22 protein-coding genes are annotated in these 26,244 nt (G+C 57.6%); 7 read left to right on the forward strand and 15 right to left on the reverse strand.

Features of this window, described 5'->3' with window-relative positions:
• Positions 1 to 146 precede the first annotated feature (146 nt).
• Positions 147 to 761 carry an acetyltransferase gene (locus tag ACP90_RS20850; RefSeq protein WP_055658374.1) on the reverse strand — a complete coding sequence of 205 codons (615 nt, stop codon included), beginning with the start codon at positions 759 to 761 and terminating at the stop codon, positions 147 to 149.
• Between the two features lie 354 nt (positions 762 to 1,115).
• Between ACP90_RS20850 and ACP90_RS20855 the strand changes: the two genes are divergently transcribed.
• The 4 genes from ACP90_RS20855 (at position 1,116) to ACP90_RS20870 (ending at position 7,626) form a co-directional block, all read left to right on the forward strand.
• On the forward strand, positions 1,116 to 2,336 hold the full coding sequence (locus ACP90_RS20855; RefSeq protein WP_062489820.1) for a glycosyltransferase: 1,221 nt from the start codon (positions 1,116 to 1,118) through the stop codon (positions 2,334 to 2,336).
• The gene (locus ACP90_RS20860) at positions 2,333 to 3,655 is read left to right on the forward strand and encodes a cellulase family glycosylhydrolase (RefSeq protein ID WP_062489822.1); all 1,323 of its coding nucleotides are present in this window, start codon (positions 2,333 to 2,335) and stop codon (positions 3,653 to 3,655) included. Before ACP90_RS20855 ends, ACP90_RS20860 begins: the two co-directional genes overlap by 4 nt.
• Positions 3,656 to 3,819: 164 nt before the next feature.
• Positions 3,820 to 5,133, forward strand: a complete 1,314-nt coding sequence (locus tag ACP90_RS20865) for an O-antigen ligase family protein (RefSeq protein ID WP_145915819.1) — start codon at positions 3,820 to 3,822, stop codon at positions 5,131 to 5,133.
• Between the two features lie 144 nt (positions 5,134 to 5,277).
• The gene (locus ACP90_RS20870) at positions 5,278 to 7,626 is read left to right on the forward strand and encodes a GumC family protein (RefSeq protein WP_062489825.1); all 2,349 of its coding nucleotides are present in this window, start codon (positions 5,278 to 5,280) and stop codon (positions 7,624 to 7,626) included.
• 18 nt (positions 7,627 to 7,644) lie between these two features.
• Here the strand turns inward: ACP90_RS20870 and ACP90_RS20875 are convergent, their stop codons facing one another.
• The gene (locus tag ACP90_RS20875; RefSeq protein WP_062489827.1) at positions 7,645 to 9,462 is read right to left on the reverse strand and encodes an alpha/beta fold hydrolase; all 1,818 of its coding nucleotides are present in this window, start codon (positions 9,460 to 9,462) and stop codon (positions 7,645 to 7,647) included.
• Between the two features lie 153 nt (positions 9,463 to 9,615).
• Between ACP90_RS20875 and ACP90_RS20880 the strand changes: the two genes are divergently transcribed.
• Positions 9,616 to 10,512, forward strand: coding sequence for a glycosyltransferase family 2 protein (locus ACP90_RS20880; RefSeq protein WP_062489828.1), 897 nt, complete (start codon positions 9,616 to 9,618; stop codon positions 10,510 to 10,512).
• Between the two features lie 44 nt (positions 10,513 to 10,556).
• On the opposite strand, the gene ACP90_RS20885 is transcribed toward ACP90_RS20880, so the two are convergent.
• Positions 10,557 to 11,237 (reverse strand): polysaccharide deacetylase family protein, encoded by a 681-nt coding sequence (locus ACP90_RS20885; protein WP_062489830.1) that lies wholly within the window; start codon positions 11,235 to 11,237, stop codon positions 10,557 to 10,559.
• Between the two features lie 61 nt (positions 11,238 to 11,298).
• Here ACP90_RS20885 and ACP90_RS20890 point away from each other — a divergent pair, with 61 nt between their 5' ends.
• Positions 11,299 to 12,780: an oligosaccharide flippase family protein gene (locus ACP90_RS20890; RefSeq protein WP_145915820.1), complete on the forward strand. Its 1,482-nt coding sequence runs from the start codon at positions 11,299 to 11,301 to the stop codon at positions 12,778 to 12,780.
• Positions 12,781 to 12,801: 21 nt separating this feature from the next.
• Here the strand turns inward: ACP90_RS20890 and ACP90_RS20895 are convergent, their stop codons facing one another.
• The 10 genes from ACP90_RS20895 to ACP90_RS20940 form a co-directional block, all read right to left on the reverse strand.
• Positions 12,802 to 15,252 carry a glycoside hydrolase family 2 protein gene (locus tag ACP90_RS20895; RefSeq protein WP_062489833.1) on the reverse strand — a complete coding sequence of 817 codons (2,451 nt, stop codon included), beginning with the start codon at positions 15,250 to 15,252 and terminating at the stop codon, positions 12,802 to 12,804.
• Positions 15,253 to 16,275, reverse strand: coding sequence for a DUF1839 family protein (locus tag ACP90_RS20900; protein WP_062489835.1), 1,023 nt, complete (start codon positions 16,273 to 16,275; stop codon positions 15,253 to 15,255).
• A gap of 11 nt (positions 16,276 to 16,286) precedes the next feature.
• Positions 16,287 to 17,195, reverse strand: a complete 909-nt coding sequence (locus tag ACP90_RS20905; protein WP_062491841.1) for an amino acid--[acyl-carrier-protein] ligase — start codon at positions 17,193 to 17,195, stop codon at positions 16,287 to 16,289.
• 2 nt (positions 17,196 to 17,197) lie between these two features.
• Complete coding sequence (locus ACP90_RS20910; protein ID WP_023001638.1) at positions 17,198 to 18,379, reverse strand: acyl-CoA dehydrogenase family protein; 1,182 nt, start codon at positions 18,377 to 18,379, stop codon at positions 17,198 to 17,200.
• 3 nt (positions 18,380 to 18,382) lie between these two features.
• Positions 18,383 to 18,631 carry an acyl carrier protein gene (locus ACP90_RS20915; RefSeq protein ID WP_006933785.1) on the reverse strand — a complete coding sequence of 83 codons (249 nt, stop codon included), beginning with the start codon at positions 18,629 to 18,631 and terminating at the stop codon, positions 18,383 to 18,385.
• Between the two features lie 212 nt (positions 18,632 to 18,843).
• The gene (locus ACP90_RS20920) at positions 18,844 to 19,374 is read right to left on the reverse strand and encodes a cytochrome b (RefSeq protein ID WP_062489837.1); all 531 of its coding nucleotides are present in this window, start codon (positions 19,372 to 19,374) and stop codon (positions 18,844 to 18,846) included.
• Between the two features lie 87 nt (positions 19,375 to 19,461).
• Positions 19,462 to 20,244, reverse strand: a complete 783-nt coding sequence (locus ACP90_RS20925; RefSeq protein WP_062489839.1) for a class I SAM-dependent methyltransferase — start codon at positions 20,242 to 20,244, stop codon at positions 19,462 to 19,464.
• The gene (locus ACP90_RS20930) at positions 20,241 to 21,293 is read right to left on the reverse strand and encodes a glycosyltransferase family 4 protein (RefSeq protein ID WP_062489841.1); all 1,053 of its coding nucleotides are present in this window, start codon (positions 21,291 to 21,293) and stop codon (positions 20,241 to 20,243) included. The genes ACP90_RS20925 and ACP90_RS20930 overlap by 4 nt, the downstream gene beginning before the upstream one ends.
• A gap of 6 nt (positions 21,294 to 21,299) precedes the next feature.
• Positions 21,300 to 21,698 (reverse strand): 6-carboxytetrahydropterin synthase, encoded by a 399-nt coding sequence (locus tag ACP90_RS20935; RefSeq protein ID WP_055658347.1) that lies wholly within the window; start codon positions 21,696 to 21,698, stop codon positions 21,300 to 21,302.
• A gap of 38 nt (positions 21,699 to 21,736) precedes the next feature.
• Positions 21,737 to 22,759 carry a zinc-binding alcohol dehydrogenase gene (locus ACP90_RS20940; RefSeq protein ID WP_031269605.1) on the reverse strand — a complete coding sequence of 341 codons (1,023 nt, stop codon included), beginning with the start codon at positions 22,757 to 22,759 and terminating at the stop codon, positions 21,737 to 21,739.
• A gap of 147 nt (positions 22,760 to 22,906) precedes the next feature.
• Between ACP90_RS20940 and mdoH the strand changes: the two genes are divergently transcribed.
• The gene (gene mdoH, locus ACP90_RS20945; RefSeq protein WP_208993378.1) at positions 22,907 to 24,679 is read left to right on the forward strand and encodes a glucans biosynthesis glucosyltransferase MdoH; all 1,773 of its coding nucleotides are present in this window, start codon (positions 22,907 to 22,909) and stop codon (positions 24,677 to 24,679) included.
• Between the two features lie 159 nt (positions 24,680 to 24,838).
• Here the strand turns inward: mdoH and ptsN are convergent, their stop codons facing one another.
• Positions 24,839 to 25,306 (reverse strand): PTS IIA-like nitrogen regulatory protein PtsN, encoded by a 468-nt coding sequence (gene ptsN / locus ACP90_RS20950; protein ID WP_023001645.1) that lies wholly within the window; start codon positions 25,304 to 25,306, stop codon positions 24,839 to 24,841.
• Positions 25,307 to 25,366: 60 nt separating this feature from the next.
• A complete protein-coding gene (raiA, locus tag ACP90_RS20955) occupies positions 25,367 to 25,954 on the reverse strand; it encodes a ribosome-associated translation inhibitor RaiA (RefSeq protein ID WP_023001646.1) in 588 nt (195 codons plus the stop codon).
• Positions 25,955 to 26,244 lie beyond the last annotated feature (290 nt).

The raw sequence follows: 26,244 nt of genomic DNA on the forward strand, positions 1-26,244 counted from the left end.
CTTTACGTTCGTCCCGGTTACGACGGCGGCGAACGCATTAGAGCAATATCCGATCGGTCTCTAAGCAGTTGTAAACATAGCCGTTAGAAAGTTCGTAGTTACCGATATTTAATGGGCCTGACGGGCACGTTGAATCGGAGGGAAAATCAGTCGGCGGTTTCCAACGGTTCACGCCATCCCCGCTTCGGCACGTCACTACGCTCAAACCGCGCCCGCTCCTTGAGCGCCTTGGCAGGATTACCTGCATAAACAGTCCATGGAGCCAGGTCTTTCACCGTTACCGCACGCGCTCCCAGAACAGCTCCCTCACCGACACGAACCCCGGGGCCAACAAAGGCTTCAGCGGCAACCCAGCTATAGGCCTCCAGAACGATGGGTTTTGCGATCAGCAGGAACTTGTCGTCGTTGATGTCATGCGTTCCCGCGCAAATGTGCGCGCGCTTGGAGACGACACCGTACCGGCCGATCGTGACAGGGCCCATGTTGTAGATATCTGCGCCGTCTGCGATCGCGGCGAAATCCTCCAGGATCAGGTTGCCCGGATGCCATATCCTGGCGGATGGAGCCACATAGACCCCCTCCCCCACTGTCGCTCCGAACTGTCGCAAGAGCCAACGGCGCCAGCCATGCAACGGCTGCGTCCAGGAGGCCAGAAGGAACCAGACTATGCCCCAGAGGATACGGAACAGCCTGTTCTTCAGGCCGAAGCTTTGCGCGCCGAGCGCCCTGGCGTCCCTGTCTTCGTCGATCTGGTTCGGCATTCATCGTCCTCCTGCGCAGTTTCCACCAGCAGGTTGTTCGTGAAACGTGTTCCCGGCCAACATGGGGACGCCACTCAACCTTGGGGGCTGCCTGCCGGCAATGTGACGAACTGTCGTTTAAAGTTAGTTATTTTTGTCGATTGTACATTTCCGCTCTCTCGTGACGCTCCAGAATGAGGCCGTTGGTGACGCAAGGTCGCGGCATTCACTCTTTATTGAAACGTAATGAGAGAAGTTTGCCCCGAAAATGACGATCAACCAGGCTGATGGAACGACCTGCGGCCTTGTTGCAATCAAAGACTGATGAGCGCGGCCCAACCGTTCTGCCGCTAATATTCGCTGCCGAGGGAAACAATGGACACAAGAGCAGAATTCGGTGAACCGGGTGCAGCAGCACCCCTCATCCTGCATCTGAGCGCCGACTACCCGAACCCGCAGCAATTCCATCGCAGAACCACCGCAATCGAGCGTCTCGTCACCGGCGTGGACTTCGGCAGGCACATCGTCGTGACGATGGACCGGACCAGCTTCCCCTGGCAGGCCAGCTTCAAGGATTGCGGTGAGATAAAAGGCGTGCGGCTATTCTCCTACCGCTATTTCGGCCTGCCGATGGGTATAGGTCTCGCCTCGGCGATGCGACGTATCGCAAGACATGTGTTTAAGACGCTGAGGACCGAGCACGAGACGCCTGCCCTCGTTCACGCTCATAAACTCTCGTTTGAAGGCATCGCGGGATTGTGGCTGGCGGAACGGTTTGGACCGGATACCCGGCTGTTCATTTCCGTTCGCGGTGAATCGGAACGCAAGATCCTGCTGTTCAAGCCGACGTACCGGAGCCTGATGCGCCGGATCGCGGCACGTGCAGACAAGATATATCATATCTCCGCCTGGTTCCGGGACACCTACCACAGGTATGTTCCAGCGCAGCCTGAGAAGGAAAGACTGCTTCCAAACATTGTTGGGAACTCCACCAGCAAAGTGCCGGTAAAGGATCCGATCCCCCGGTTCGTCAGCGTGTTCGATCTGGACATGCGCCGCCGAAAAGGCATGTCCGACCTGCTGCAGGGATTTGCCGGTTTCCAAAAAACACACCCGGACATCGGACTGGACCTGATCGGCCCAGGCAGTGCGGAGGCCATGGAAGCGGCGAAAAAGGAAATTGCCGAACTGGGGCTCGGCGACAGCGTACGGATTCTTGGACCGATGAACAGCAAGGACCTGTTCGAGGTTCTGCCGCACTATCTTGCGATGGCATTGGTCAGCTACAACGAGACCTTCGGGATGGTCTACCTGGAAGCGCTGTTTGCCGGTTTGCCGATTATCTACGGCAAGGATACGGGTATCGACGGTTATCTTGATGACATCGATGTCGGTATCGGCGTGAAACCCGGTGATGTCGCTGGAATTGCGGCCGCTTTCAAGGAATTGGCGGAAAAATCAGCTCACTATCGCAGCCAGATAGTGGCAAGCGAGCAAATCTTGCACGACCGGTTCAACCCTGCAATGATCCTTGAAAGTTACCGTCAGGACCTGGAATCTGTCTTGACCCCAGATCAACAACGGAGCCGCACGTGACCGCAAAAAAGTCGAAGCGCCTATGGTCCTGGCTGACCGCGCTTGCTTTTGGTCTGGCTTTCCTCGTTTTCGTTGGTGGTTTTCTGTATCTGGACGAACGTCAGAACGCTATCGCTGCCGGAACTCAGGCAGCGAAGGAGGAGACGATTTCGATCCCCAAATTCAAACGGGGTATCAATGTTTCCAGGCTGCAAAATTTTGCCTATCGGGATCCCGAGCGGCCGGGAAAATATCTCTGGCCACCGTTCCGGGGCGAATTGTCCAAGGTCTCCGACGCCGAACTTGAACGCCTGCGCGCGCTCGGGTTCGACTTCATTCGCTTTCCGATCGACGCCGGCGTCTTTCTGGCCGCGACGGACAGCGAACGCCGCATATTGCTGGATGATACGAAATCCATAACGGTTCGCTTACTGGACAGCGGCTTTACCGTGATGGTCGATCTGCATCCGGCTGCGTATCTCACGGAATGGGCACCTGTCGACATTTTGCGCGATGCACCCGATGGCCCGCGCTTTCAGGCCTACTCCGATCTTGTGGAAGAAGTCGCCAAGCGGATCCGCGATCTGCCGACGGACAAGGTCGCGCTGGAACTTATGAACGAGCCGCAGGGCGTCTGTTTCGAAGAAGACAGCCAAGACTGGTCAGTCTCTCAAAAGCAGCTGTATGACAGGGCGCGCAGTGTTGCGCCAGACCTGCCGATTGTCCTTACCCCGGGCTGCTGGCGGTCCATGGAAGGCCTCGAGTACATGAGTCTCGACGGCTACGACGACAAGATCATCGTCGACTTCCATTTCTACGAGCCCTTCTATTTCACCCATCAATCCCTCCCCTGGGTATTGGACCCTCTCCGCTATATCGCGGGCCTCAGCTATCCCTGGACAGCGGGTGACGTGGAGACTGCCGAAGAGAGGACACGTCAGCATATCGCCGCCCTAAAGGCAGCCGATGTCGACGTTCCCGACTATGCCTTCGACAAGGCGATGGACGGTGTCAGGGACTACTATAAACGTGAAAGACCTGACCGGAATTTCATTGAAAGCCGCTTTGACACGATATCGCAGTGGGCGGAAAAACATGACATTTCCCCGGACCAGATCGTGCTTGGCGAATTCAGTGCTATCCGTCCCCCGAAAGGACTTCCGGACGATGGAAGCAGGCTTGCCTGGATCAAGGACGTCCGCACAGTGGTGGAGGAACGCGGCTTTGGCTGGGCGTTGTGGGACTACTACGAAGGCTTCGGTCTGATGACCGACAACGTCAAAAGAACCGTCGAGCCGGCTATGGTCGATGCCTTGGGGCTCAACGCAGACGCGCTATGAACCGCGCCATCCAGGCACGACAGTTGATGCGGAATTTGCAGTCGACTGTGCGAAATCGTGACTGATAGATTGAGCTGACAGCTGCGAATCATGCCTAGTGACTGACCTAGCGGTGCGGGCCGGCAGAAAGCTTCTGCAGCTGCAATTGATCTGGAGACTGGGATTTGACAGTTCACCCCGTTGAACAGTCCGGGCCACAGGCCGCCATGCACGGGCAAACGTTGCTGGACAGGATCTTCAACTGGATTCCGGTGCTGCTGCTCGCCTATCCGATGTTGATCAGCCCATTCTTTCTGGTGTCGTCCGGAGGTGAAGACACCGCGGCCAACATCAGCGCGTCAAAGTCCAACGCATTGAACCAGTTGTTCTGGATCTGCCTGTTCATGGTTCTGCTGGTATCGGCGGGGCGACGCTTGCTTAACGCATTTACGGTTCTGAAAAGTCCGCTTATCTGGATCCTGATGCTTTATCTGCTGCTCGCTGTCACGAGCGTGCTCTGGTCTCATGCACCCGGAATTGCGTTTCGCCGCGTGGTCTTGCAGATCATCATTGTGATGAGCCTTGTGATTTCGGTTTCGTTCACGGACGACGCCCGCTCACTGCTAGGCCGACTGATGCTGCTGATGAATACCGTTGTTCTGATGAATGCGGTTGCAGTCGTCCTGCTACCGCCGACACCTATCGGTCACGCAGGCATCTACACCCAGAAAAACAATCTGGGCGCGGTCATGGCTTTGGCCATGATGTTCAATATCTACGGATTTCTGGTTTCGCGCGGTTTTCTGAAACGTTTCGGCATGCTGATCATTTCGGCACTGGCTTTTGGCCTGCTTGTTCTCAGCCAGTCGAAAACATCCCTCGGGCTTGCCGTCCTCATGCCGATCATCGCCTATATTGCAGTCGGCATGGCCTTCCTCTTCCGTATCAATGCCGCATTGCTGCTGATTTTCGGAGCGGTTACCGGCGCCGTTCTTCTGTCCTTCCTCTCGCTCCTTACGCGGTTCGGGTTCTCGGACCTGTCTCTGTTCCTGTTCAATGACGAGACCTACACCGGCCGGACGTTCATCTGGGCGTTTGTCGTGGATGTGATTTCCAGAGCCCCGGTACTTGGCCAGGGCTATGCCTCTTTCTGGGCCACGGGGTCCGATTCAATTGCCTTCCGTGAGGCGCCGGGTTTCGTCATTTTGCTGATCCAGGCTCATAACGGTTATCTCGATGTCATGCTCGAACTCGGCATTGTCGGAATTTCGCTATTGTTCCTGGTTATCCTGACCGCTCTGTTTTCCGCAGCCCGGGTCGTTACGCTGGATTACCGGATTGCCTCTCTCTGCTATTCGTTGATCCTCTTCGTCACCTGTCACAACATGCTGGAGAGCGCCTGGTTTCGTTCCTTTTCCCTGAACTGGCTGATTTTCTTGCTTGCCGCGCTACTGCCGCATGCAGTGGTTCGCACCTGGGACAATCGTTCGCAGAACTAGTGCCCCCCTCTCTGGCCGCAGGCAAATGACAGCGGGCTTCGTGGTGTCGGAGCACCGTAGTCTTGCCGCAAATTAGCAGTTCACTAACCATAAGTGCTTACAAGCAATAAGACGCATGCCCGCGAGGACATAAGGTGACTTTTTGTGGACCCCAGACAGGTAGAAAACCCGGCTTACGATAAGGTGGCCCTTCAAGGCCGCGACGCCATTGCTCTGGACATCCTGTCCATTTTTCAGGTCTTGCGCCGCCGCATCTTCCTGATCGCGGCAATTGCATTTGTTTTTGCAGCGTTGACTGCCGCCTACTCCCTGACCATCACACCGATCTTCAGAGCCTCCTCGCAAGTCCTGTTTGACCCAACTGTCCGCCAGCCTTTCGATGACCCGAACCGCCCGAGCCGCACGGGACAAGGCTCGGAAGTGATCGACAGTCAGATGTCGGTCATCCATTCCGACACAGTGCTGCGCCCCGTCGCCCGGGAAAACAACCTGGCTGAAGATCCTCATTTCGGCGAAGGCAAGCCGGGGCTGATGAGCCAGTTCAAGAGCCTGATCTTCGGGGCAACCAAGAAGGACGCCGCAACGCTTGAAGCGCAGGAGACCGCCGCGGTCGAAGCTCTTGCAGATGCAACCAGCGTCAAGCGCGTTGGTCAGACCTTCGTCATCAATATTGCCGCGGAATCCCCTTCACCGGTCCAGGCTGCCGTTCTGGCGAATTCGATCGCCGAGAGCTATCTGTCCGACCAGAAACGGCAAGTTGACCTGGCCTCGGACGAAGCCGCCGCCCAGATCGATGATCGGCTGGTGGATTTGCGGGAACGCCTGAGGCAAGCCGAAGAAGAAATCCAGAAATTCCGCGCGGCCAACAAGCTGCAGAACTCCGACGAGGGGTCGCTGCTGACGGGACAGGAACTGACCGGACTGAATTCCAGGCTCATCGATGCCCGTGCGGCACTGGCGGAAGCAACCGCCAAATACGATGAAATCCAGCGGGTTCTGCAGAGCGGTGTCGACGCGGAATCCATCGGAGATGTGGTCAACTCCCCCACGATCTCCTCACTTCGCCAGCAATATGCCACGGCTGCACGCACGGAAGCTCAGCTGATGGCCGATCTTCTGCCCTCACATCCGTCTGTCGTGCAGGCAAGATCCCAGCTGGAACGGTTGCGCAATCTCATCCGGGACGAAATCAGGCGGATTGCGGAATCCACACGCATCGATGTCCAGGTCAATCAGGAACGGGTTTCCAGGCTCGAGCAGCAGCTCGATTCCACGCGAAATCTTTCCGACGTTGACCAGGCGGCTTCCATCAGGTTGCGTGAATTGGAAACGGAAGCACAGGCAACACGGCAGCTTTATGAGATAGCACTGAGCCGGGCCAAGGAAATTTCGCAGCTCGACCAGGTTGTTCTCCCCAATGCCCGCATCATTTCGCCTGCCATTCCACCGGAAAGCCCGGTCTACCCGAAACGGAAGATCATGGTGGTGCTGGCCGGAATCCTGGGTCTGCTGTTCGGCACCATAATCGCCGTTGGTGGCGAAGCCATTCGCATTGCCAAAAAACACCTGTTGCCGGAGTTCCTGCAGAACCCCGAACCTGCAATGGCCGTCGCCGGCCCTGCACAGTCGCTTGCTCCCGTAACCACGGTTGTCGACACCTCCCACAATGCACGCTCATCAGTGGGGCTGCCGGGAACGCGGACGAGAAGCAAACGCACTCCCTCCAGGCAGGTGCCCCAATCAGAACCCGGGCTGAAAGTTATCAGCCAGCTGCCCTGGCTGACGGAAACCGACGAAAACGGCAGTGTCCGTCCGCTCAGCTCCGACGCCATCTCTGCCGTACAAGATGCGATCGAGCAGTTTTATTCGGACGACGCCGGACCTGGATGGTCTTTCGGACAAGGCGTTGACCAGATCATTGCATCCATCCAGAGCGCGCCTGCCCAAAACGGCACGCGGATCGTCTTTCTGACCTCTCCCGCCCTTGGCCATGGCCAGACCATTGCTGCCCTTGCCCTCGCCCTCGGGGCGGCCCAGCGCGGATTGCACGTGCTCCTCGCCGATGGTGAACCGAAACAGCGAATGCTCAGCCACGACCTGAGCATCGACGATATGGAAGACATTGGCGGAACGCTTCGCGAAAGGGTTGTCGACTACGACGAGCTGGATATTTCCTTTCTTTCGCTGGTCTCCGGATTGCCGAAGTACAAGCACCACCGGATGAACATCCGCGAAGCTTTCGATTTCGCAGACATCGCACGTGACTACGATCTTGTAATCATCGATGGCGTTGCCCTGCCGCAACTTGTCGAAGATGATCCGCTCGCAGGCCTTTCAACGCAATTCCTGGTCACGGTTGCCGAGCGTGAAGAAGATCAGATCTCGATGCCGATCCTGTCGCGTGACCTGCTTACGATCGCAGAAGGTCGACCTTCCGGTCTCGTGCGAACGATGACCGGCACTCCGCCGCCATCACGCCGTAAATACGCGTGAAACGGATCAGCTGACGCATCACTTGCGAGATCTTGAAGCGGAGACTTTCGCAACGAAGTCAGTCAACAAGGCGAACATCTGTTGACGGGCGGCGATAGGTGTCAGGTTATGATCCGCATCCTGCAGGCCGTGCATCTCGATGTTCGGATAGGCTTTCAATCCATGCCGGTCGACGCCGAACCAGTTGTGTAACTCAAGAAGCCCCCGGTCGTTGTCGCTATAGACGAGGGACACCGGGACATCACGTTGCTCGAGTTTCTGAAGGCGACCGGTCAGGACCTTGAAGAGCCGGTAATGGCGTGACAGATTGCCAAGAACAGGAGCCAGGGTTCGGTCGACCTTCAACTTCACGGGTCGGGTTACCTTTTTCAAAGCGGAAACCAGATTGATTTCCCCTGACAGAACCCGTTTCAGGGTCGCTGTATCGACCGCCTTGCGTCCATAACTGGACAGCGTCTGTATCGGCTCACGGATAGCCTTGTCCACGTTTTCGTCCGGATCCCAGACCAGTTTGCGTGAGTTCACCAGAAAGGCCGCAGTGACGCGGTCATCGTCTGCAGCCGCCAGAAGGGCGAGATAGGCACCGCTGCAACGGCCGAACAGGATAACGTTTTTCACCCCGGTCCGTTCCTTGACGAACCCGACGGCGGCTCTGACATCCTCCAGTTGCCTGTCAGAATAAAGAACCTGGGACGGCTGATCCGGCCAATAACAGCTCTCACCGATACCAGCCAGATCCGTGCGCAGGACCGCGCAGCCGCTTTCCGCAAGAGACCTGGCAAAGCCGACCGACATGCGTGCCCAGCCAATGGAATGGTCATATCCGGAATTGAGCATGATCACCGCCGTTTCCGCACATTTGCCACGGGGGCTCGCGAGCACGCCGAAGAACATTTTGTCGGGCCCGAAACGCAGCGCCTCCTCCTCGACATCCGGCAATGGCTCCGACACCGCAGAGATTTCGGCAAGAGCTGCAGTCTCCAATTGCCCTGCCGGGAAATTGGCCTTCACCCAGGTTACGATCCGATCCAGCGTTTGAACCGGGGGGACGGACAGGGTCGGGTCGGACACATAGTCGACGTACCCCTCAAACGACAGGCTCTCGAACTCCAAACCGTTTTCGGCGTAGTGATCTGCAAGTTTCTGATCGCCCGGATGGTCGGCCCTTTGAACAAGCAATGTCTTCAATCCGGAGGGCAATTCCGTCTTGTAGAGATTGAGCGATTTGATTTCGTCGGCCGTTGCGGCCGAGAGCACGAAACCGCCAGCCATCAACCCGCCCTCGGGACCATCCGACGCACTGACCAGGAACGTCGGCTGCGTCAACGCAGTCCAGGCTGCGAGTTCCCGCAGATAAGCTCGTCCCTGGGCAACTGGCGCCATTAGAACTTGTCCTGCAATCTCTCCGTCTGCTGCCAGGTTGCTTGCGAGACTTGCACCTATCCCCTGTCCGACCACGACAACCCGATCCGGGTTTGCCAATCTCTTGAGTTCGGAAAGGGCTGTTCGAACGGAAGCCTGCCATGCCGACTTGTCCTGAATATCCGCGCTGTCCCCGTGTGAATTCGCGGTTGCCGGATAGTCGAACCGCAGACATGGGTACCCGGATGCAGCGAATTTTTCGCCGAGCATCCTGTAGCTTTTCCGGGAACACAGCTCCTCATACCCCCAGGGGCTCAAAAGCAGGATTGCTGTGCCTCCCGCAGCTGGATGAAAATAACCAGCAAGCCCATCGAACGAGATCGGCAAGGCCACAGGAGACGTTCCGGCAACAGGTGTGGCAGAGGAGGTATCAAAACCTTGCCGGTTCATATCACGTGCGAGCTCCAGCTTCATGGCGGGTGGAAGGCGGTCCTTCCAAAATTCCGGGGCATCTTGCGCCTTTTTTCTAAGCCATTGTTTAATAATGCTGCAGGAACTTCTGGTGCATTAAAAGATCGTCTCACATCCTGTTGATTGCTTCCAACTCTGCTTCGGAGCCCAGTCTGAATGGAAAAAGTTTCCGTCGCCATAGCAAGCATTGGCCGTGAAACCTTGCTCGATACGTTACGTTCCCTGGCGGCGGTGACCAAACCGGTCGGGATAGAGTTCAACGTGCTGGTGGCCGATGATTCCAAATCCGGTGCGGCGACCAAACTCGTGGCAAGTCACCCCATCAAGTCGCTGGACGTGACCTGCCTTGCCGTGGCAAGCGGTAATATCTCTTCAGCCCGCAACGCATTGCTCGATGCAGCTGATGGCGACTGGCTGATATTTGTCGATGACGACGAATGGGTGGAGCGCAATTGGCTGGAAAAACTCTTCGCCTGCCAGAAAGACTTCAACGCAGACGTCGTGATTGGCCCGGTAAAACCACGCTATCCGGACAATACGCCCGAGTGGATGCGGCGTGCGAACCCGCTTTACACGGACTGGGGGCACCGGGGAAAAAGACTTTACACCGGCCGGGGCGGCAACACGCTGGTGCGGGTTGGTTTTGTTCGTGCGCTGGAACTGAGATTTGATGAAGCCTATGGCCGGACAGGTGGCGAAGACACCATCTTCTTTGCTCATGCAGCCGAACGCGGGGCCCGTATCTTTGCCACGGACGATGCGATCGCGCACGAACATGTTCCACAAGACCGATTGTCGACGAAGTTCATTCTCAGCCGCGCGACACGGTCAGGCCAATCCTATGGCCAGATGCGCCTCGCCCGGCATCCAGACCCTTTCTGGCACGTTTTTTTTCGCATTTGGAGCACTGGCAAAATGTGCAGTTGCCGGTGTTTTAGCGCTCGCATTCCGGCTTCTCGACAGGGGACGTTCTTTCCGGATGCGGCAAAAACTTGCGCTCAATACAGGCAAGCTGCGCGCTGTATTCAACCTGCCCCTTGCAGAGCTCTATAGAAAACCGGATTGAACCAGCTGGCGCCTACGCCTCGGACATGCCTTCAAATGCGGAATTTCGCGCGCCGTGCGAAGGCATAGAGGGAGCTTTTCAGGCGCTTCTTGGCCGAAAACATCGGCGGGATGTCACGATCCGGGTCGAAACCATTTGCAGGCGAAAAGCGCGGACAGAACCATGCCGTCTGATAGGCAAGTCCCGGTGTGCTTGTGAAGACCCGCCGGTACCCGGCTTCCTTGAGACGATGCAAAACGTTCGCGTCCAGAGCACCGAACGGGATCGCCGCTTCTGTGACAGCAGCCCCTACCGCATCCTCGATTTTCTTTCGAGCGTCGTAAAGTTCCCGTTGAAAGCCGGCAGCATCCAGCTTGCGCCAGTCGACATGGTCGTGGCCGTGGCTGCCGATGACCGATCCCGACGAAACAATCTCCCGCATCTGTTCCGCGGTCAGATAGCCCTTTGCCCCGATACGTGCAGCCAGAACGAAAAAACGACCTGGCCGGCCCGCCTCCACTAGGGCTGGCAGCCCAACCTCGAAATCAGACAGGTTGCCGTCATCAAAGGTGATTTCCAGCTTCACTCCGTGTTTCTGCTCAAGTGCAGGAAGGCGTTCAATTGTGCGCTGGTAAGTCTCTATCGGGACGAAGTAATGGCTCTCTTCCGGCGAAACAGGCACCGCTGGTACACCAATACCGTGGAAAGTGAGAACCTGCGTTTTTGCCAGCATTTTTTCTCCGCCTTTTCGAACAGGACGCCAGATCCTTGACGCAGGGAAGTTAAAATAGTTTGTGCAGGTTCGCGTTGCCTGCCTATTAACGGCGCAGTCAGGTTTGGCACCTAGTTTCTGTTGTGACTTATCCGGGGGGCAGATACACAAAATCCGCTCCTGCGGTCCAAGGCCAGCGGCCACGGATCCCGCTTTTTTCGATCAACGGCCCACGCCTCGAGGCAATTTCGTGTCAATGAATTCCAGTTCGGCATCGAGAAAATTTCGCGCGCTTTATGACAAGGCCCTTGGCCTCTCACGACGCCCGCTTGTTGCCAATACAATTTCCTACACGATCAATTTTGGTCTCTTGCTCGTCATTCAGCTCGTCTTTTTCCTGTTCATTTCGCGCGCCTTGGGGGCAGCAGACTACGGTCTGTTCATCACCATCGTCAGCGTCTCCATCATGGCCGGTTTCCTGGTCGGTTTGGGCAGTGAATACCTTCTCCTCCAGCGGGTCGCGGTTGAGCCTCAGTCTTTCGACAGATACCTCGGGCATTCCCTGATCATGATGGGACTTACCTTTCCGTTTGTCCTGCCCGGGACAATCGCTTTGTTGTACGTCCTCATCGGCGATACCGTTCCGCTATCGACTATCGCGATTGTCACTCTTTCGGATCTGCTCCTCACAAAATTGGTGATCTTGTCCGCGCAATCCTACATGGCCTTCGACCGGGCCAGAAAACAGATTGTCATCAATGTTCTGGCTGCTTCGTTGAAACTCGCTTTCCTGTTTGTTGCCACGCTTCTCCCCGGAAGTCTCACGCTCCAGGAATGGGCGTGGTGGTATTTCGCCGCCGGAATTCTTTCTGCTCTTGCGGCTTGCTGGCTTGTTCTGCGTGATCTCGGCCGGCCGACCTTCACCCTGATCCGGGACGACCTGAAACTCAGCCTTCTCTATTGCATCGAGTTTTTTGCCATCGGCGGCATGAAGGATCTGGACAAGCCGGTGGTCGTTCACACTTTGAGCGCAGATGCAGGCGGGCAGTACGCAGCCGGGTTCCGCATCATCGACGCAGCCTCAGCGCCTGTCAGAGCGTTTCTCTATGCAACCTACACCCGCCATTTTCGCCAGGCACAAGATGGGCAGGCAAGCAGCCTTGCTTTCGGCGTCAAGCTGTTGCCAGTGACGGTATTCCTCGCCTTGCCGGTCGCAGTTTTCCTGTTGCTGATCGCCGGTTTCATTCCCCTTGTTCTGGGAGAAGATTTCGCAGAAACACCGACAGTCGTTATGTGCCTTGCGTTTTATCCGCTCCTGATGGGGCTTTCCGGTGTAGGGGCGGACATCTTGCGAGCCACCGGTCGTCAACGCGTGCGGATGGCGCTGCTTATCAGCACCAGCCTCCTGCTGATACCCGTCGTCAGCCTTGGCGCTGCGTTAGGAGGCCTGGCCGGGGCAGCGCTTTTCCGCTTTGGCGTCCAGATTGCTTTGACCGCGGGCACCTGGTTCTTCATTTTCTGGACAAAGGCACCTGCGCCCGAACCAGAGGAAACCGCAGGCTGATCCGTCGCTTCCAGAAAGGCGTCAGAAGGGCACGCGCCCGGCGAAGTTCAAGGCCGTAAGTTGCCCTTTGGGGGCTGCCTGATCATCGCTTTCTTCGTCTGGCGTTTGTTGCAGTTGAATACACTTCGCCTCGCCCGGAGCCAGATGGAACCAGTTATCCTCCGCCTCAAATCCGGGAATTGCAACGACGGTCGATTGCAGGAAGCGCTTGGCGCAGATCATCAGCGACCATCTGCCAGCCTCGTCCTGTTCCACACTCACCTCGGGAGCTTCGAAATGGCGATGCAGTCCTCGGCCGAGCGGGAAATGATGCGCCTCGGAAATGAGTTCTCCGGTTTGCGTATCGAACAGACGCACCACGGTTACATCATGCGAGGGTGGGCCGAAACGATAGGCGTAGGTGACGTCGAAGAAGGCTCCGATCAGGTCCACTGCATTGAGCGTCTGCGCACTGTTCGGCGCCAACAACAGCTCCCTGTCTCCTGAAACCACCGGCAGCTGGCCATCCCTCAGGCAGGCAATGCTGATCCTGACCGGCTTTTCCTCTGCCCGTTCGTTGAGGACGTGAATGGCAAGGCCGTTCGTGCCTTCGTCGGTGACACAGGCAATTACCGGCCTGAATGTGCGCTTGAGGGCATACCACGCGGGTTTGGGCCGTCCGGCTGCATCAACAAGTCCCCACCCGGCACCAATCAAGAGGTCGGAAAGGGTCCAGACCAGTGCCCCCTGGCAATTGGACCCGGGCCGTCGCCATTCGGAAAAGGTCTCGGACATGACCTCACCGGTGACCGCCCGTCCGAGGTCGAGGTATCTGTCCGGATCGCCGTATCGCAGCGCGGCCGGATCGACACCGTAGAGCAGCTTCAGATAGTGATCGCGCACATCCTCGAAGTCCCAACCGGCTCCACGATCACGCGGCACCCGTGCCTTCCAGCGTGGATCATGCCCCGGTTTCACCGGCAATCCTTCTTCCAGGCTTTGCTGGACGGGAATATTGGAAAACGCGAGGCACTCACCTGCAAAGCGGACATCGGCCCGTCTTGCGTCTTCCAGAGGCCGCAGATACGCCCCGACGCCGTAATAGTGGGCGATGCCTTCGTTGGGGGAGAACGGCAGGACCCCGCCGCATGGCGAATTTGCTGCATAGGGCACATCCGGCCGCAGCTCTGTGGCAATAGCCGGCAAGATCTCCTCGCACAGCGGCCCCTTCCAGCGATCCTCGGAAAGCCCCATCATGGCGCCCTGCTGGTAGATCTCGCTTCCACCGCACAGAACGGCAAGTGAAGGGCTGCCCATGCTTTCATCCAGCTGATCGCGCAGTTCCGCTTCGATCTCCGCGACGAAGGCGGCATCCTTCACGGGGTAATCGTAGTTGGCGAACTGAAAGTCCTGCCAGACCAGCAGGCCCAATTCGTCACATAGCTCAAGGAAGGCGCGGCTCTCGTAAAGCATCGTCCCGCCGATGCGCAGCATGTTCATGCCTGCGTCCCGGGCTTTTTCCAACAGAGGGCGATAGGTTTCGCGGCTGGACGAGAGGTTCAGGAGATCCGCATTGGTCCAGACGGCGCCCCGGCAGAAGACCGGCACACCGTTGATCTTCAGGCCGAAGCTGCGTCCATCGGCACCGTGGTCCGCCTCGATCCGGCGGAAGCCTGTCTTGCCCAGTGAAAGAGTATTGTCAGCGGCCTGAACGGTTACGTCGTAAAGAGCAGGCTCGCCGTGTGTGTGTGGCATCCAGGGCTTGGCGCCCTCAGGACGGACGGTCGCCGCATAGCAACCGTCGTCCTGAAGGCTCATCTTCGCCGATGCTCCCGCGCAAGTCAGCACCGGAACGGCATCCGTATTTTCGAGCCTGACCGTAACTGACAGCGCGGCTGTGCCATCCGGAGCCAGGTCCGCAAGAATATGCTTTTCAACAATACGCGGCGTCGTCTCGGGTTCGAGCCTGATTGGGCGGTATGGGCCAACCGCATGGATTTCCGGGCACCAACCGGGCATGTGACCGAGAAGCGTCGTCCGCACGAGCCTCAGCCCCTGGCTGGTTGCCAACTGAGGCTTCCACCGGGCGCGCGGCCCCTTTGCGTTCAAGTGCGGCTCTAGCGCGCGAAAGCAGATTTTCAGAACGTTGCGATCGGCCAGTTCCACGGGAACATTGTATTTGCGGAACATGTTCCGGCTGGACAGCACCTCAACGTCGTTCAGGAAAACCTCGGCAATGGTCGCCAACCCCTCCAGGTGCAAGCTATATCGGCCCGGCGGGGCGTCGAACCAGGCTTCATACCAGACGTCCTTGCCATGAAGGGGAACGGGATTTTCCGGGTCGTAAAGTCCTGCATCCGTCAGAGCACCGGCGACGGTTCCCGGAACGTGTGCCGGAACGAAATCCCACTGATGCCCCGTCGAAAGCGAGGTTTCAAAGGCACCGGGCTCTGTCATCGACAGTGCCCAGGTCACTTCACCCAGGTCGATCATTCAAGCCCCGGCAGCGCTGACTACGGGAGTAAAACGTGTTTCCTGATCACCGTAGTGGGTGTCGAGAAGTTGCATCAGGTTGTCCCAGGCGTTGACTGCCGGCAGCAAGCCTTCGTCCAGCCCCTGAAACTTCTTGCGCATGACGGCGCGCGCCAGTTTGAACTGCACCATCTTGCAGGTGGAGGAAATGGTCTTGGCCATTTGCGCACCCTCGGTCAGATCGTCCCTGCCTTCCGCAACCAGCCATTCGAGATAGGACGAAAACAGCTCGAAATTCGCACCGAGCTGGCGCAGCGTGTTGAAGGCATACAAGTGGAAGAAGCCGAACTCGCGTTCGCAGATCTTTTCCACCTGTGCCGGGAACACCTGTGCAAAGGCAGCAATCGGGTTTTGCTTTGGGCGGCGCTTCAGGTGATGGCGCAGAAGGCCTTCCGAAACGTTCAGGATGTGAGCCGGTGTTGGCAGTGTGTCCGGAACCTTCACGAATTCCGTGTATGGCAGGAACGGCGTCGGCTTTTCATGTGCGCCGCGCTGGAACACTCCGTCGAAATCGTCACCTTCCAGCCGGTGCAGGCCCAGACCATGGAAATATTCCATGGTCCTGGCTTCAAAATCCATCCAGTTGACTGCGATCGTGGTCTTGCCGTGGGCCTCGTGATAACCGACACCGTGTGTGTCCGGCAGGAAATAGCTGTCGACTTCGACCAGTGACAAGCGGCCCCGTTCGATCTGTTGCCGGACGTGGGCTTCCACCCGGTCGTAGATCGCAAGTTCGGTGACCTTGAGACCATAAAGCGCTTCCAGATCCTCCAGCGGCACCTTGAAGAAGGTGAACTGGTCCCCTTCAAAATCCTGGGTGACCGAATAGGACAGACAAGCCTCCGCCGGCAGACCAAGCGACGGCAATACCTCGATCCAGACATCAAGATAGCAATTGGTTTCGGGCCAGTCCCGGTCCTGGGAATGGAGCGGGCTACGCACGTAGGTCGCCGCATTGAAGCGGTCAAACACGGCTTGCGTCATGTTGCGTCCCCTCATCCCCAAAGCGTGGCACGGACGCCTTCAGGCCATTTGGACGTGTCGAAACCATGATGGCGGAAGAGCGCCAGCGCCAGTCGTTCCAGACCGAAGCCGACACAGGCGGTGTGGGCAGGCGTTCCATCAGCCTGACGGATGTTCCAGGCCTTGCCGAAGTTGTCCATGTGGTAATTGAAGCTCATACAGGCCGTCGGCTTTTCTTCCGACGTGATCGGCACAAGCATTTCGAACTTCAATTCCTGTTCACGCTGGCCGGACGCCATGATCTTGCCGGCTCGGCCGAAAAACGGATCGTTGGCGACATCAACGTTATGCGGGAGCTGCAGCCGCTCCATCATGTCCGAGCCGCGCTGTTTCCAGGTCTCGCGGAAATCCATGGTCTGTTCGGGAGAACCGACACGCACGTATTCACGCTGGCGGAACATCTGCATCCGAGCCGGATCCTTGGAAGGTTCGTGGCGGAAGCAATAGGACTGCAGCGCTACGTAGGCTCCCTCTGCCGGCAATGCACCACGGCGCGAGAGGATCGGATAAAGCGGATAGCAGGCAGCGGGCGTCAGAGCCACCTGGGTCGGTTTCTGATCCTTGGACCAGTCGTCGCCAGCCGCCATGCATTGCAACAGCCCCATGTGGTCATGATCGTTGCCGCAAAAGGCATGCACTGTTCCTGCCAACTGCGGGAAGTTCTTCATGTAACCGCTGGTTTCGAAATCCTGCATGGTCATTCCCGGCGGGAACACCATTGCTTCGGAGATCTCGTCCTGACCGTATGTGAGGGCAAATTTTTCGAAACGGGCAATAACGTCTTCAAATTCGCCGCTGCGGGCATAGAGGCCGTCGACGCCGCTGTCATGCAGGACGCCTTTGGCAAAGAGCTGATCCAGAAAAGAGACTTGCGCGTCCATCATTACCCCAAAAGACTGGTGTCTTGTTTGTTGACCAGGAGCATCGTGGACGTGTTGCCCAGAATACGGTCGTTGGAAATCATCAGCTGCGCCGAATGGGCGTCACGCAGGTGGCGTCCGAGGCTGAACGGCGTACCGTTCTTGTAGCCTGCGATCCCGCAGATCAGCATGCAGTGGTTGATGATTGTCAGGATCGTCTGTGACGTGCCGATCTTCACGTTGTTCATGGCAACGGAGAAGCTCATGGCATTGAGCGCATCGCTGTCGCCCTTGCAACCTTCGAACTGTTTCAGGCCGGCAACGACGTTGGCCTTGACCAGCTGCAGCAGGCTTGACGCCTCCGCCAGACGCAGTGCTCCCGGAGGAACCTGGCCGGGAGCCTTGCGCGCAGCGTTCTTCACGAATGCCTGCCCACGGGCAACCGCATCAGCAGCGATGCCGTACCAGAGCGCGCCCCAAAGAAGATGGGAAACGGCCAGCATGGATTGGGCGGCAATCTCCGCAAACGGGCGCGGCAGGATCTGGTCGGCCGGAGCTTCCGCCTTGAAAATATAGCCGTCGGAACAGGTTCCCCGCATGCCGAGCGTATCCCATTTGCTGGTCTGCTCAAGCGTGTACTGATCCTTCAGGAAAATGGTCGCAACCTGATCGGAATGAGCCGCGTCGACATGCCGGCGGGAGGTCACCATGATGGCGTCCGCATTGGCGCCGTAGGAAATCACGGTCGCATCCTTGGTCAGGCGCACGGTGTCGCCCTCGACCTCGACCGCACAGATCGAATTGCGCAAGTTGCCGCCGATACCCGCCTCACTGGTTGCAGAGGCGATCAGAAGCTGCTCATCGCAGATCCGCTTCTGGAAACCTTCGTGCCAGGCACTGCCTACGGCGTAATCCGCCAGGCTGGCAATCTGGATCTGGTGCATGGCGTAAGTCATCGCGGTGGCCGCGCAGGCTTGTCCAAGAATTGCGCAAACATCAGCAATCTCGGTCAGTGTTGCGCCTTCCCCGCCGAATTCCGGACGGATCATGACACCCATCAGGCGTTCCGCTTTCAGGGCGTTCATGCCTTCAACAGGAAAGCGGCCTTCCACATCAACCTTGTCGGCAAACTCGGAAGCGACCTTGGCGGCCCGCTTGGCGCGATCTGCCAACCCCATGGCAGTGATCTTGGCTGCGGCGGTCATGGATTACGCAGCCTGCTCTTTCAGGATTTCAGTCAAGGCTGCGTCGATCGCATCAATGGAGGAGAAAGACTTACGGTTCAGCAAATGCTCCGGAAATTCGATATCGAACTCTTCCTCGAGCGCCAGCATCACCTGGACGGATGCAAACGAAGACAGACCGGCATCGTAGAGGTCAGCACCGTCCGCGACGTCGTCGATAGAAACCGGCAGATTGCCGTGTTTTGCCAGCAGGGTCCGAATGGTCTGTTTCATTTTAGTCCTTACCATTTTCTAACGGTTACACTTGAACCGGTCCTTGAGTTCCGAGACGTCATTTAGGCGAAAAAAACGATAAACTGTAATTAAAGGGCATGGTAAAAAATTACAAAACAGGAACTATTAAATTTTGTTCAGTTAACACTTCCTCAATCATAAACAATCCTTCAAGTCACCCAACATTACCGCAGAGTATTTGTTCCAAAAACTTAAATCATTCTACCGAGAACACCGTCCTTGCGCACAAGACCGTGATAAAGCGCGGCGGCAATATGCAGCACCACGGCGGCAGTGAAGAGCAGCCCGAGTACAAGATGAAACTGAAAAAGCTGGTCTGCCAACGCACGGTCCTTGGCGACAATCGCCGGCATGGTGAACAGGCCGAAGACCGAGATTGCCGCACCGTAGGCGGAGGTAGCCACCCACCCGATGAAGGGATTGACCAGCAGAAAACCGTACAGAAAGGCATGGGTAGCCTTGGCGGCAAATTGCTGCCAGAGCGGCATGCTTTCCGGCAAGGGGGCGGGTTTGTGGGTCAGCCGATAACCGAGACGTACCAGGGTCAATATCATCAACCCGATGCCGACCGAGCGATGGTAGTCGAACAGCTGGTTCTGCAAGGGGCCGCTGTCGATCCGGATCATGACAAGGCCGGCAGGCACCATTGTCAGCACCAGAATGGCGGTCAGCCAATGGATCAGCCGGGCAATCGGGCTATAGCGTTCATCACTTGCGCCCATATCGCACCTCTCCTCTCCTGCCTGCACACAGTTTAGGCAGACCACCCGGTTTCAACAAGTCCCGGGAGGAAGCCGGAACCCCGTGTCTTACGGCAAGGCAGTGAAATCGACGTGACCGACGCTGAGAGTGAGTTGACCGGAAGTGATGTGTTCCTGCCGCTGCGACCACCATTGCGCCAGTTCCGTCTCGTCCAGCGCGACTTCCCTGCCGACGTTGCACCAGCCTCCGAGAAGCTCTTTCAGGAAATCCGCTGACGAACTGTCTGCCTGCCAGTCAGACCGGCCCTGCACCACCTTGTAGCCTCGATCCCGAAACAGTTCGATGGCACGCATGGCAGCGGCCGGACCGAGGGCTGGACCAAACCCCTTGTCAGACAGCTGATGCGTGTTGTGTGCGGCCAACAACGCGGCATCAAAGGGAAGTTGCGGGGTGAACACCGCGCGGCCATCGTAGGTCAGGCTTGCCAGAAACGGTTTTCGCGCCTTCACGACCTGATCGACCAGCCGGACAAGAAACGGCTCTGCGACCAAGTCCAGAAAAGCGGATGTAGTCACCGCGTCAACCTCGGCAAACGGCAGCTCCTCCAGATCGCTCGCAAGGTCGATCTGCCGCGTTGTTACCCTGTCCTGCCAGCGCTGCCCGGCAACTTCCAACAGAGCCGGATCGTAGTCGGTCAAAAGCCATTCGGTCGAAGTGCTTCGATGCCGAGCAAGAGCCGAGACAGTCGAGCCTGCTCCACTTGCGAGATCCATTATGCGCATCGGCTGACCGCCGAGAGCCGCGAAAAATGCGGTTTCAACGTCCTCATTGCGAGCCGCCAGATCGACCGGTTCGCGCAAGGCAAGCCATGCTGGTGAAAAACCACTCATCGGCCATTATCCTGCAACAGGTCTGCAAACTTCCGTGCCGCATCCGTCCAGTCCGGCAAGAGTTCAGCGGCCTTTCTGGCTTCAGTGCTCAATCCCGCACGTTTCTCGCGGTCAGAGATGAGTGTTTCGAGCGCGTCACGCAAAGCATCGACATCCTCGACACCGCAGTAGATGGCAGCTTTCTCCGGAAGTGTTTCCTTCACCGCGCCGCCACCGCTACCGATTACCGCCAAACCGTGGGCAAGCGCTTCGGTATAAGCCATGCCGTAGCCCTCATAACGGCTTGCGAGCACGAATATCTCTGCCGAGCGATAAAAGTCGCCAAGGTCTTGCGCCGGAACCGCGCCGTGAAAGGTAATCCTGTCGAGAAGTTCCAACTCACGCGCCTGGGCTAACAGCGCCTGGTAACATTCAGGATCCGCCTCAAGCCCACCGACGATATCCAGATGCCAGCGCAAATTCTTGAGGCTTGCAAGGGCGGTCAGCAAGAGATCGTAGCCCTTGCGTGGCAGCAAGGTGCCGACCGACAACAGCCTCGTGACGTCGTTCTGTGGGCGCTCATACGGCTCAGGCTTTTCCGTGCCGGGCAGAACGGCGGTGATGCGGTCCGGAGATATGCCGAAAAGCTCCTCAACCTGGGTGCCTGTTGCGGGACTGGTCACGATGATACGACGGGCAAAAGCCAGCACATTGTTTTCGCTCTGGAAAAGAGCTTCAGCCTGTTCCTTTGACAACCCGTTTTCGACACAGAGCGGGTGGTGCACAAGCGCAATAAGAGTGATCCGATCCTGCAGTCTTTCCATGGCTTCCGCCATTACACCAAGTGCGAGACCGTCGACGACAACAAGCGACCCTTCCGGCACCGACGACAGCCGGGCTTCGGCTAGCCGAAGCGTTTCTTCGGTGGGAAACGGAAAGCCGTCCCCAAGCGAAACCAGATCAACCTCCCAGCCTAGCGTGCGCAGACCGGCGACGATCCTGCGATCGTAGCCGTAGCCACCGGTCGGTGTGTTGAAATATCCCGGATAGGCGAAGACAAGTGCGGGCATGAGCGGTCAGATCCCGGCTTCGTACCAGGCGCGCGCGACGTGGGATTCTGAGATCGTCACGCGGATCGCCTTCAGTTCAGATCCCGGACGTCCGAGCTTGTCCGCTCTGGCAGCCTTGGCCAGATGGTCATGGATGTGCTTTGTCAGAAACTCGGTCGTGGTGTTGATGCCCGCAAATTCCGGCACCTCGTCGAGGTTCTTGTAATTCAGAGGCTGCAGGACTTCCTTCAACGCATCATGCGCCCGGCCGATGTCGATCACCACGCCATTGGCGTCAAGGCTGTCGGCCAGAAACGCGGCATCGATGACAAACGTGGCACCGTGCAATGCCTGGGCCGGACCGAACAGTTCTCCCTTGAAGGAGTGGGCAATCATGACGTGATCGCGTACTTCAACTGCAAACATCTTATCATCCTGAAATCATGAGGAAAATTGAGAGCTTTTCAAACGACGGCTTGGTTGGTTCCGTCATATACGACGAGGGCGGCAAGCACATCTGACGCCTTGTTCAACAAATCGGGAAGACGATCCGGCAGATCGGCAAACGCCACCTTGTGGGTGATGAGACGGTCGAGGGCAGGATCGGCCAGGAGGCCAAGAGCCGTTTCCAGCCTGCGGCGGTAAGTCCAGCGGGCCTGCCGGTCGATCGGGATCGTTCCAACCTGACTGGAAACAAGCTTCAGGCGGCGGCAGTGAAAGTCTGCTCCCAGCGGAGCCGTGACCGCATGCGCGCCGTACCAGCTCAGCTCGACGATGGACGTGCCGTCGCCGGCACAGGCAAGCGCCGTCGCCAGTCCCGCCGACGTGGCACTTGTGTGAAACACCAGATCCTGGTTAGCCGGCGCATCTTCCGGCAGTGCAAATTCCAGACCCAGCCCGATGGCAACTTCCGCTCGGTCAGGGTTTGTATCCACGACAGTTACTTTTGATCCGGGTAACCGTCCGGCAACGTATGCCGTCAAGAGACCGACGACACCACCGCCGACCACGCAGATGTGATCCCCCGGTGATGGTTTTCCGTCCCATAACGCATTAAGTGCCGTTTCCATGTTGGCCGCCAAGACGGCCCTTTCGGCGGAAACGCCCTGGGGAACCGGCACGCACGACATGGAGGGGAGCGTAAAGACGCTTTGATGAGGGAAGAGAGAAAACACAAGACAGCCGTTGAGATCCGGGTCTCCTGCTATGACCCTGCCGACGTTTGCGTATCCGTATTTAACCGGAAACGGGAAATCTCCCTCTTGATGCGGCGCCCGCATGCGCTGCCATTCACTCGACGGAACGTCGCCGCGAAAGACAAGGCCTTCCGTTCCCCGGCTTATCCCGCTAAAGAGCGTTTCGACCAGCACTTCGCCGGTTTGCATCTCATTCAAGGAAACAGTCTCCAGTCCGCATCGACCGGGCTCGGTGTACCACAGCGCCTGCGGTTTACCTGTGTCGCGCGTCACCGGTACGTCTGCGGTCATCCTTTATCCTCTGCGGTCATCAACCCTTGCCTTTGTCAACGTTAGGACATTTTGACATGCGCACTATTGCGATGATCGCTCCGATTGGAAGTCAAAAAAATGTTTCGGGTCTTTGACATGCCAAAATTCAATGGATCAATTGCTCCTATGACCGCACGGCGTTTGACGTTCGCGGCCCTTATCGGGCTCAGTTTTGCCGGCCTTGCCACCTTGATGACGCTGACGCTTTCTCCTGGTGGATATACGGCGCTCGACATTTTCATTCTTGTCTGCTTCATGATCACCCTGCCCTGGACCATCATAGGTTTCTGGAATGCGGTGATCGGCCTCCTCATCATGCGGCTTTCCAGAAACCCTGCTGATGCCGTCTGCCCGATCGAGCACGGCGACCCTACTCAGCCGCTGCGAAGCTCGACAGCGCTGCTGTCCTGTGTCCGCAACGAAGATACAGAAAGCCTGGAAACCAATCTGAACGCCATCGTGTCTCACTTGATACGCGCAGGCGAAGCAGACCGGTTCACCCTTTATGTGCTCAGCGACACCAACATGGACGACGTTGCCCTTCAGGAGCAGCAGATGACGTCCCGGCTGAAAGATCGCTTCGAAGGCCAGATGGAGGTGGTCTATCGGCGGCGCACGGACAATCGCGGTTTCAAGGCCGGCAACATCGAAGACTTCTGCGAACGCTGGGGGGAGCGGCACGAGTTTGCACTTGTGCTGGATGCCGACAGCTACATGTCGGCCGACGCCATTGTCGGACTGGTGCGGCGCATGGAAGCCAATCCCCAGCTCGGCATTCTGCAAAGTCTCGTGGTTGGCCTTCCGACAGACAGCGCCTTTGCCCGCGTCTTCCAGTTCGGCATGCGGCTTGGCATGCGTTCCTACACCATCGGCAGTGCCTGGTGGCAGGGTGACTGCGGCCCCTACTGGGGACACAACGCCATCTTGCGGATCAAACCGTTCAAGGAAAGCTGCCGTCTGCCGGAACTGCCCGGGAAAGGCCCGCTCTCGGGAACCATTCTTTCCCATGATCAGGTGGAAGCCGTCCTGATGCGCCGCGCAGGCTACGAAGTGCGCGTACTGCCGCTCGAAACGGGCAGCTATGAAGCCAATCCGCCTCATCTGCTGGAGTTTATCCGCCGTGACCTGCGCTGGTGCCAGGGCAACCTGCAATACCGCCGGCTGATCGGGCTTCCTGGCCTCAAACCCGTTAGCCGGATGCAGCTGGTGCTTGCTATCCTGATGTTCCTCGGCTCTCCTGCGTGGCTGGGCTTCATGACATCGGCGGCCATCCTCGGCATGGTCACCGACTACATGCCATATCGCCCTGACACTGGTGCCCTGCTCTTCTTCACCGTCCTGACGATGGTGTTCGCGCCGAAACTTGCAACCGTCGCTGACGTGCTTGCCCGTCCGGACCTTCGCAAGGCCTTCGGCGGGCCGATACGTGTCGTCGTGAGCGTTCTTGCGGAAATCGTCTATTCGGCAATGCTGGCACCGATCATGGCCGTGGCGCACTCACTGTTCATGGGTGGGCTCCTGTTCGGCAAAACCATCGGCTGGGGTGCGCAGGCACGTGGTGTCCAACGACTGCCGGTCTTGCTGGCGGCCCGCAAGCTCTGGCCGCAGACACTCTTCGGACTTGCAGGTCTTGCCTGGCTTTCCACCCAGCCCATCGATCTGGTGTGGCCGGTCATTCCCGTGGCCATCGGGCCGCTTCTGGCAGCTGTCATCGCGGTGACAACCTCGACCAGAACACTTGGCCAGATCGCGATCCGTTCAACCCTGTGGCGTATTCCCGAAGAGACCAATCCACCTGCAGAGCTCGCAGACCTTCACCTGCCGGCGCTTACCAAAGGTGCGGTCGCCGTCCAGCAGCAAGGGCTCGTTCAGGGCGATGCCAATCCGGCGAAGGCCTGACACGGATCAGGCTCGCGCACTGGGACCTGCCAAGTCCATTGAGGGCTGGGTGACACCAGGTGACCCGTCCTAAGCCTCCTTGCTGGCTGAACGCGCCGCATACGAACCAAAAGACCGGCCTCGCAGCCGGTCTTTTTGCATCAGAGACTTTGAAACGGATTAAGCCGCGTTGGAAGATGCCAACGGCTGGGTTAGAAGATCGTAGATCTCTTGCGCATCATGGGACGCGCGAATGCCCTGGGTGACAGCGCCGTCGCGGAGCTGGCGCGCGATACGGGCCAGAGCCTTCAAATGGTCGGCACCAGCGCCTTCCGGCGCCAGAAGCAGAAACACCAGGTCAACCGGCTCATCATCGAGAGCATCGAAATCGACTGGTTTTTCCAGCTTCGCGAACAGTCCTACCAGACGGTCGAGCCGTGTCAGCTTGCCATGTGGGATCGCAATGCCGTGACCGACACCTGTAGAGCCCAAACGTTCGCGCTGAAGAAGCGTGTCGAAGATTTCCCGTTCGGAAAGACCGGTCAGTTCAGACGCCTTACCGGCGAGTTCCTGAATTGCCTGTTTTTTGCTTTTGGCCTTGAGCCCGGCAATTACCGCGTCTTTACCCAGAAGATCACCAAGATCCATTAGTCCGCCTACAAGTTTCAGAAGCCGGCTTCCCTGAGGAAGCCGACCCCATCCGCATCCTTATTCGGCAGCCTGATTGGCTACCAATGCTGGATCTATCCAGCCAATATTGCCGTCTGGCCTGCGATAGACAACATTGACACCGCCATTTGCCGCGTTTTTGAACAACACGACCGGCGCTTCGGTCAGATCCAGCTCCATTACCGCCATACCGACGGTCATCGTTTTAACTTTCGCGGAAGTTTCGGCAATCACCAGCGGATTGAAATCCACCGGCACTTCCTCGTCTTCCTCGGGCGAAGCCAGCACATAAGATGCTGCTTCCAGAGCCTCCCGGTCGTGGCCGTTGGGGCCATGATGGTCCTTCAGCTTGCGCTTGTAGCGGCGAAGCCGCTTTTCGATCTTTTCCGCAGCCATATCGAAACTGGCGCGCGGGTCCTGATCCTGCGCGGACACTTGAAGTACAATACCGGTGTCCAAATGCAGGCTGCATTCAGACTTGAAGCCTGTGCCCTCCCTGCTGAGCGTAACGTGGCCTGTGAAGCCGCCTGTGAAATATTTTTCCAGAGCGTCTTCGATTCGGTCTGTGACGTGGACGCGCAGTGCATCGCCTACATCGACATTCTTACCCGAAATCCGCAAAGCCATGGGGACCTCTTCTTTTTCTATTGACCGATAGGTCACCGGCGTTGCCGCCGGTGTTGAAACGCGAGACGTTTCAAGCTTACAGAATGGACCAGTCAGCGCCGAAGCGCCATCCCCTGTTTACGTCACGAGGGCGGTGCTATAATTGCGCTCGCTCAAAGAGTCAATTGATTATGAATTAAAGAAACAAAGTTGAAAAAGAGCCGTGTAATTGCCTTGTATTGTTTCAGTGGAAATCTCTGAAACATTTTAAATATTGCACCATTGAGCCCTAACGGCAGATCACATCAGGA

This window comes from Labrenzia sp. CP4, assembly GCF_001579905.1.
In the GTDB taxonomy this organism is placed as follows: Bacteria; Pseudomonadota; Alphaproteobacteria; order Rhizobiales; family Stappiaceae; genus Roseibium; species Roseibium algicola.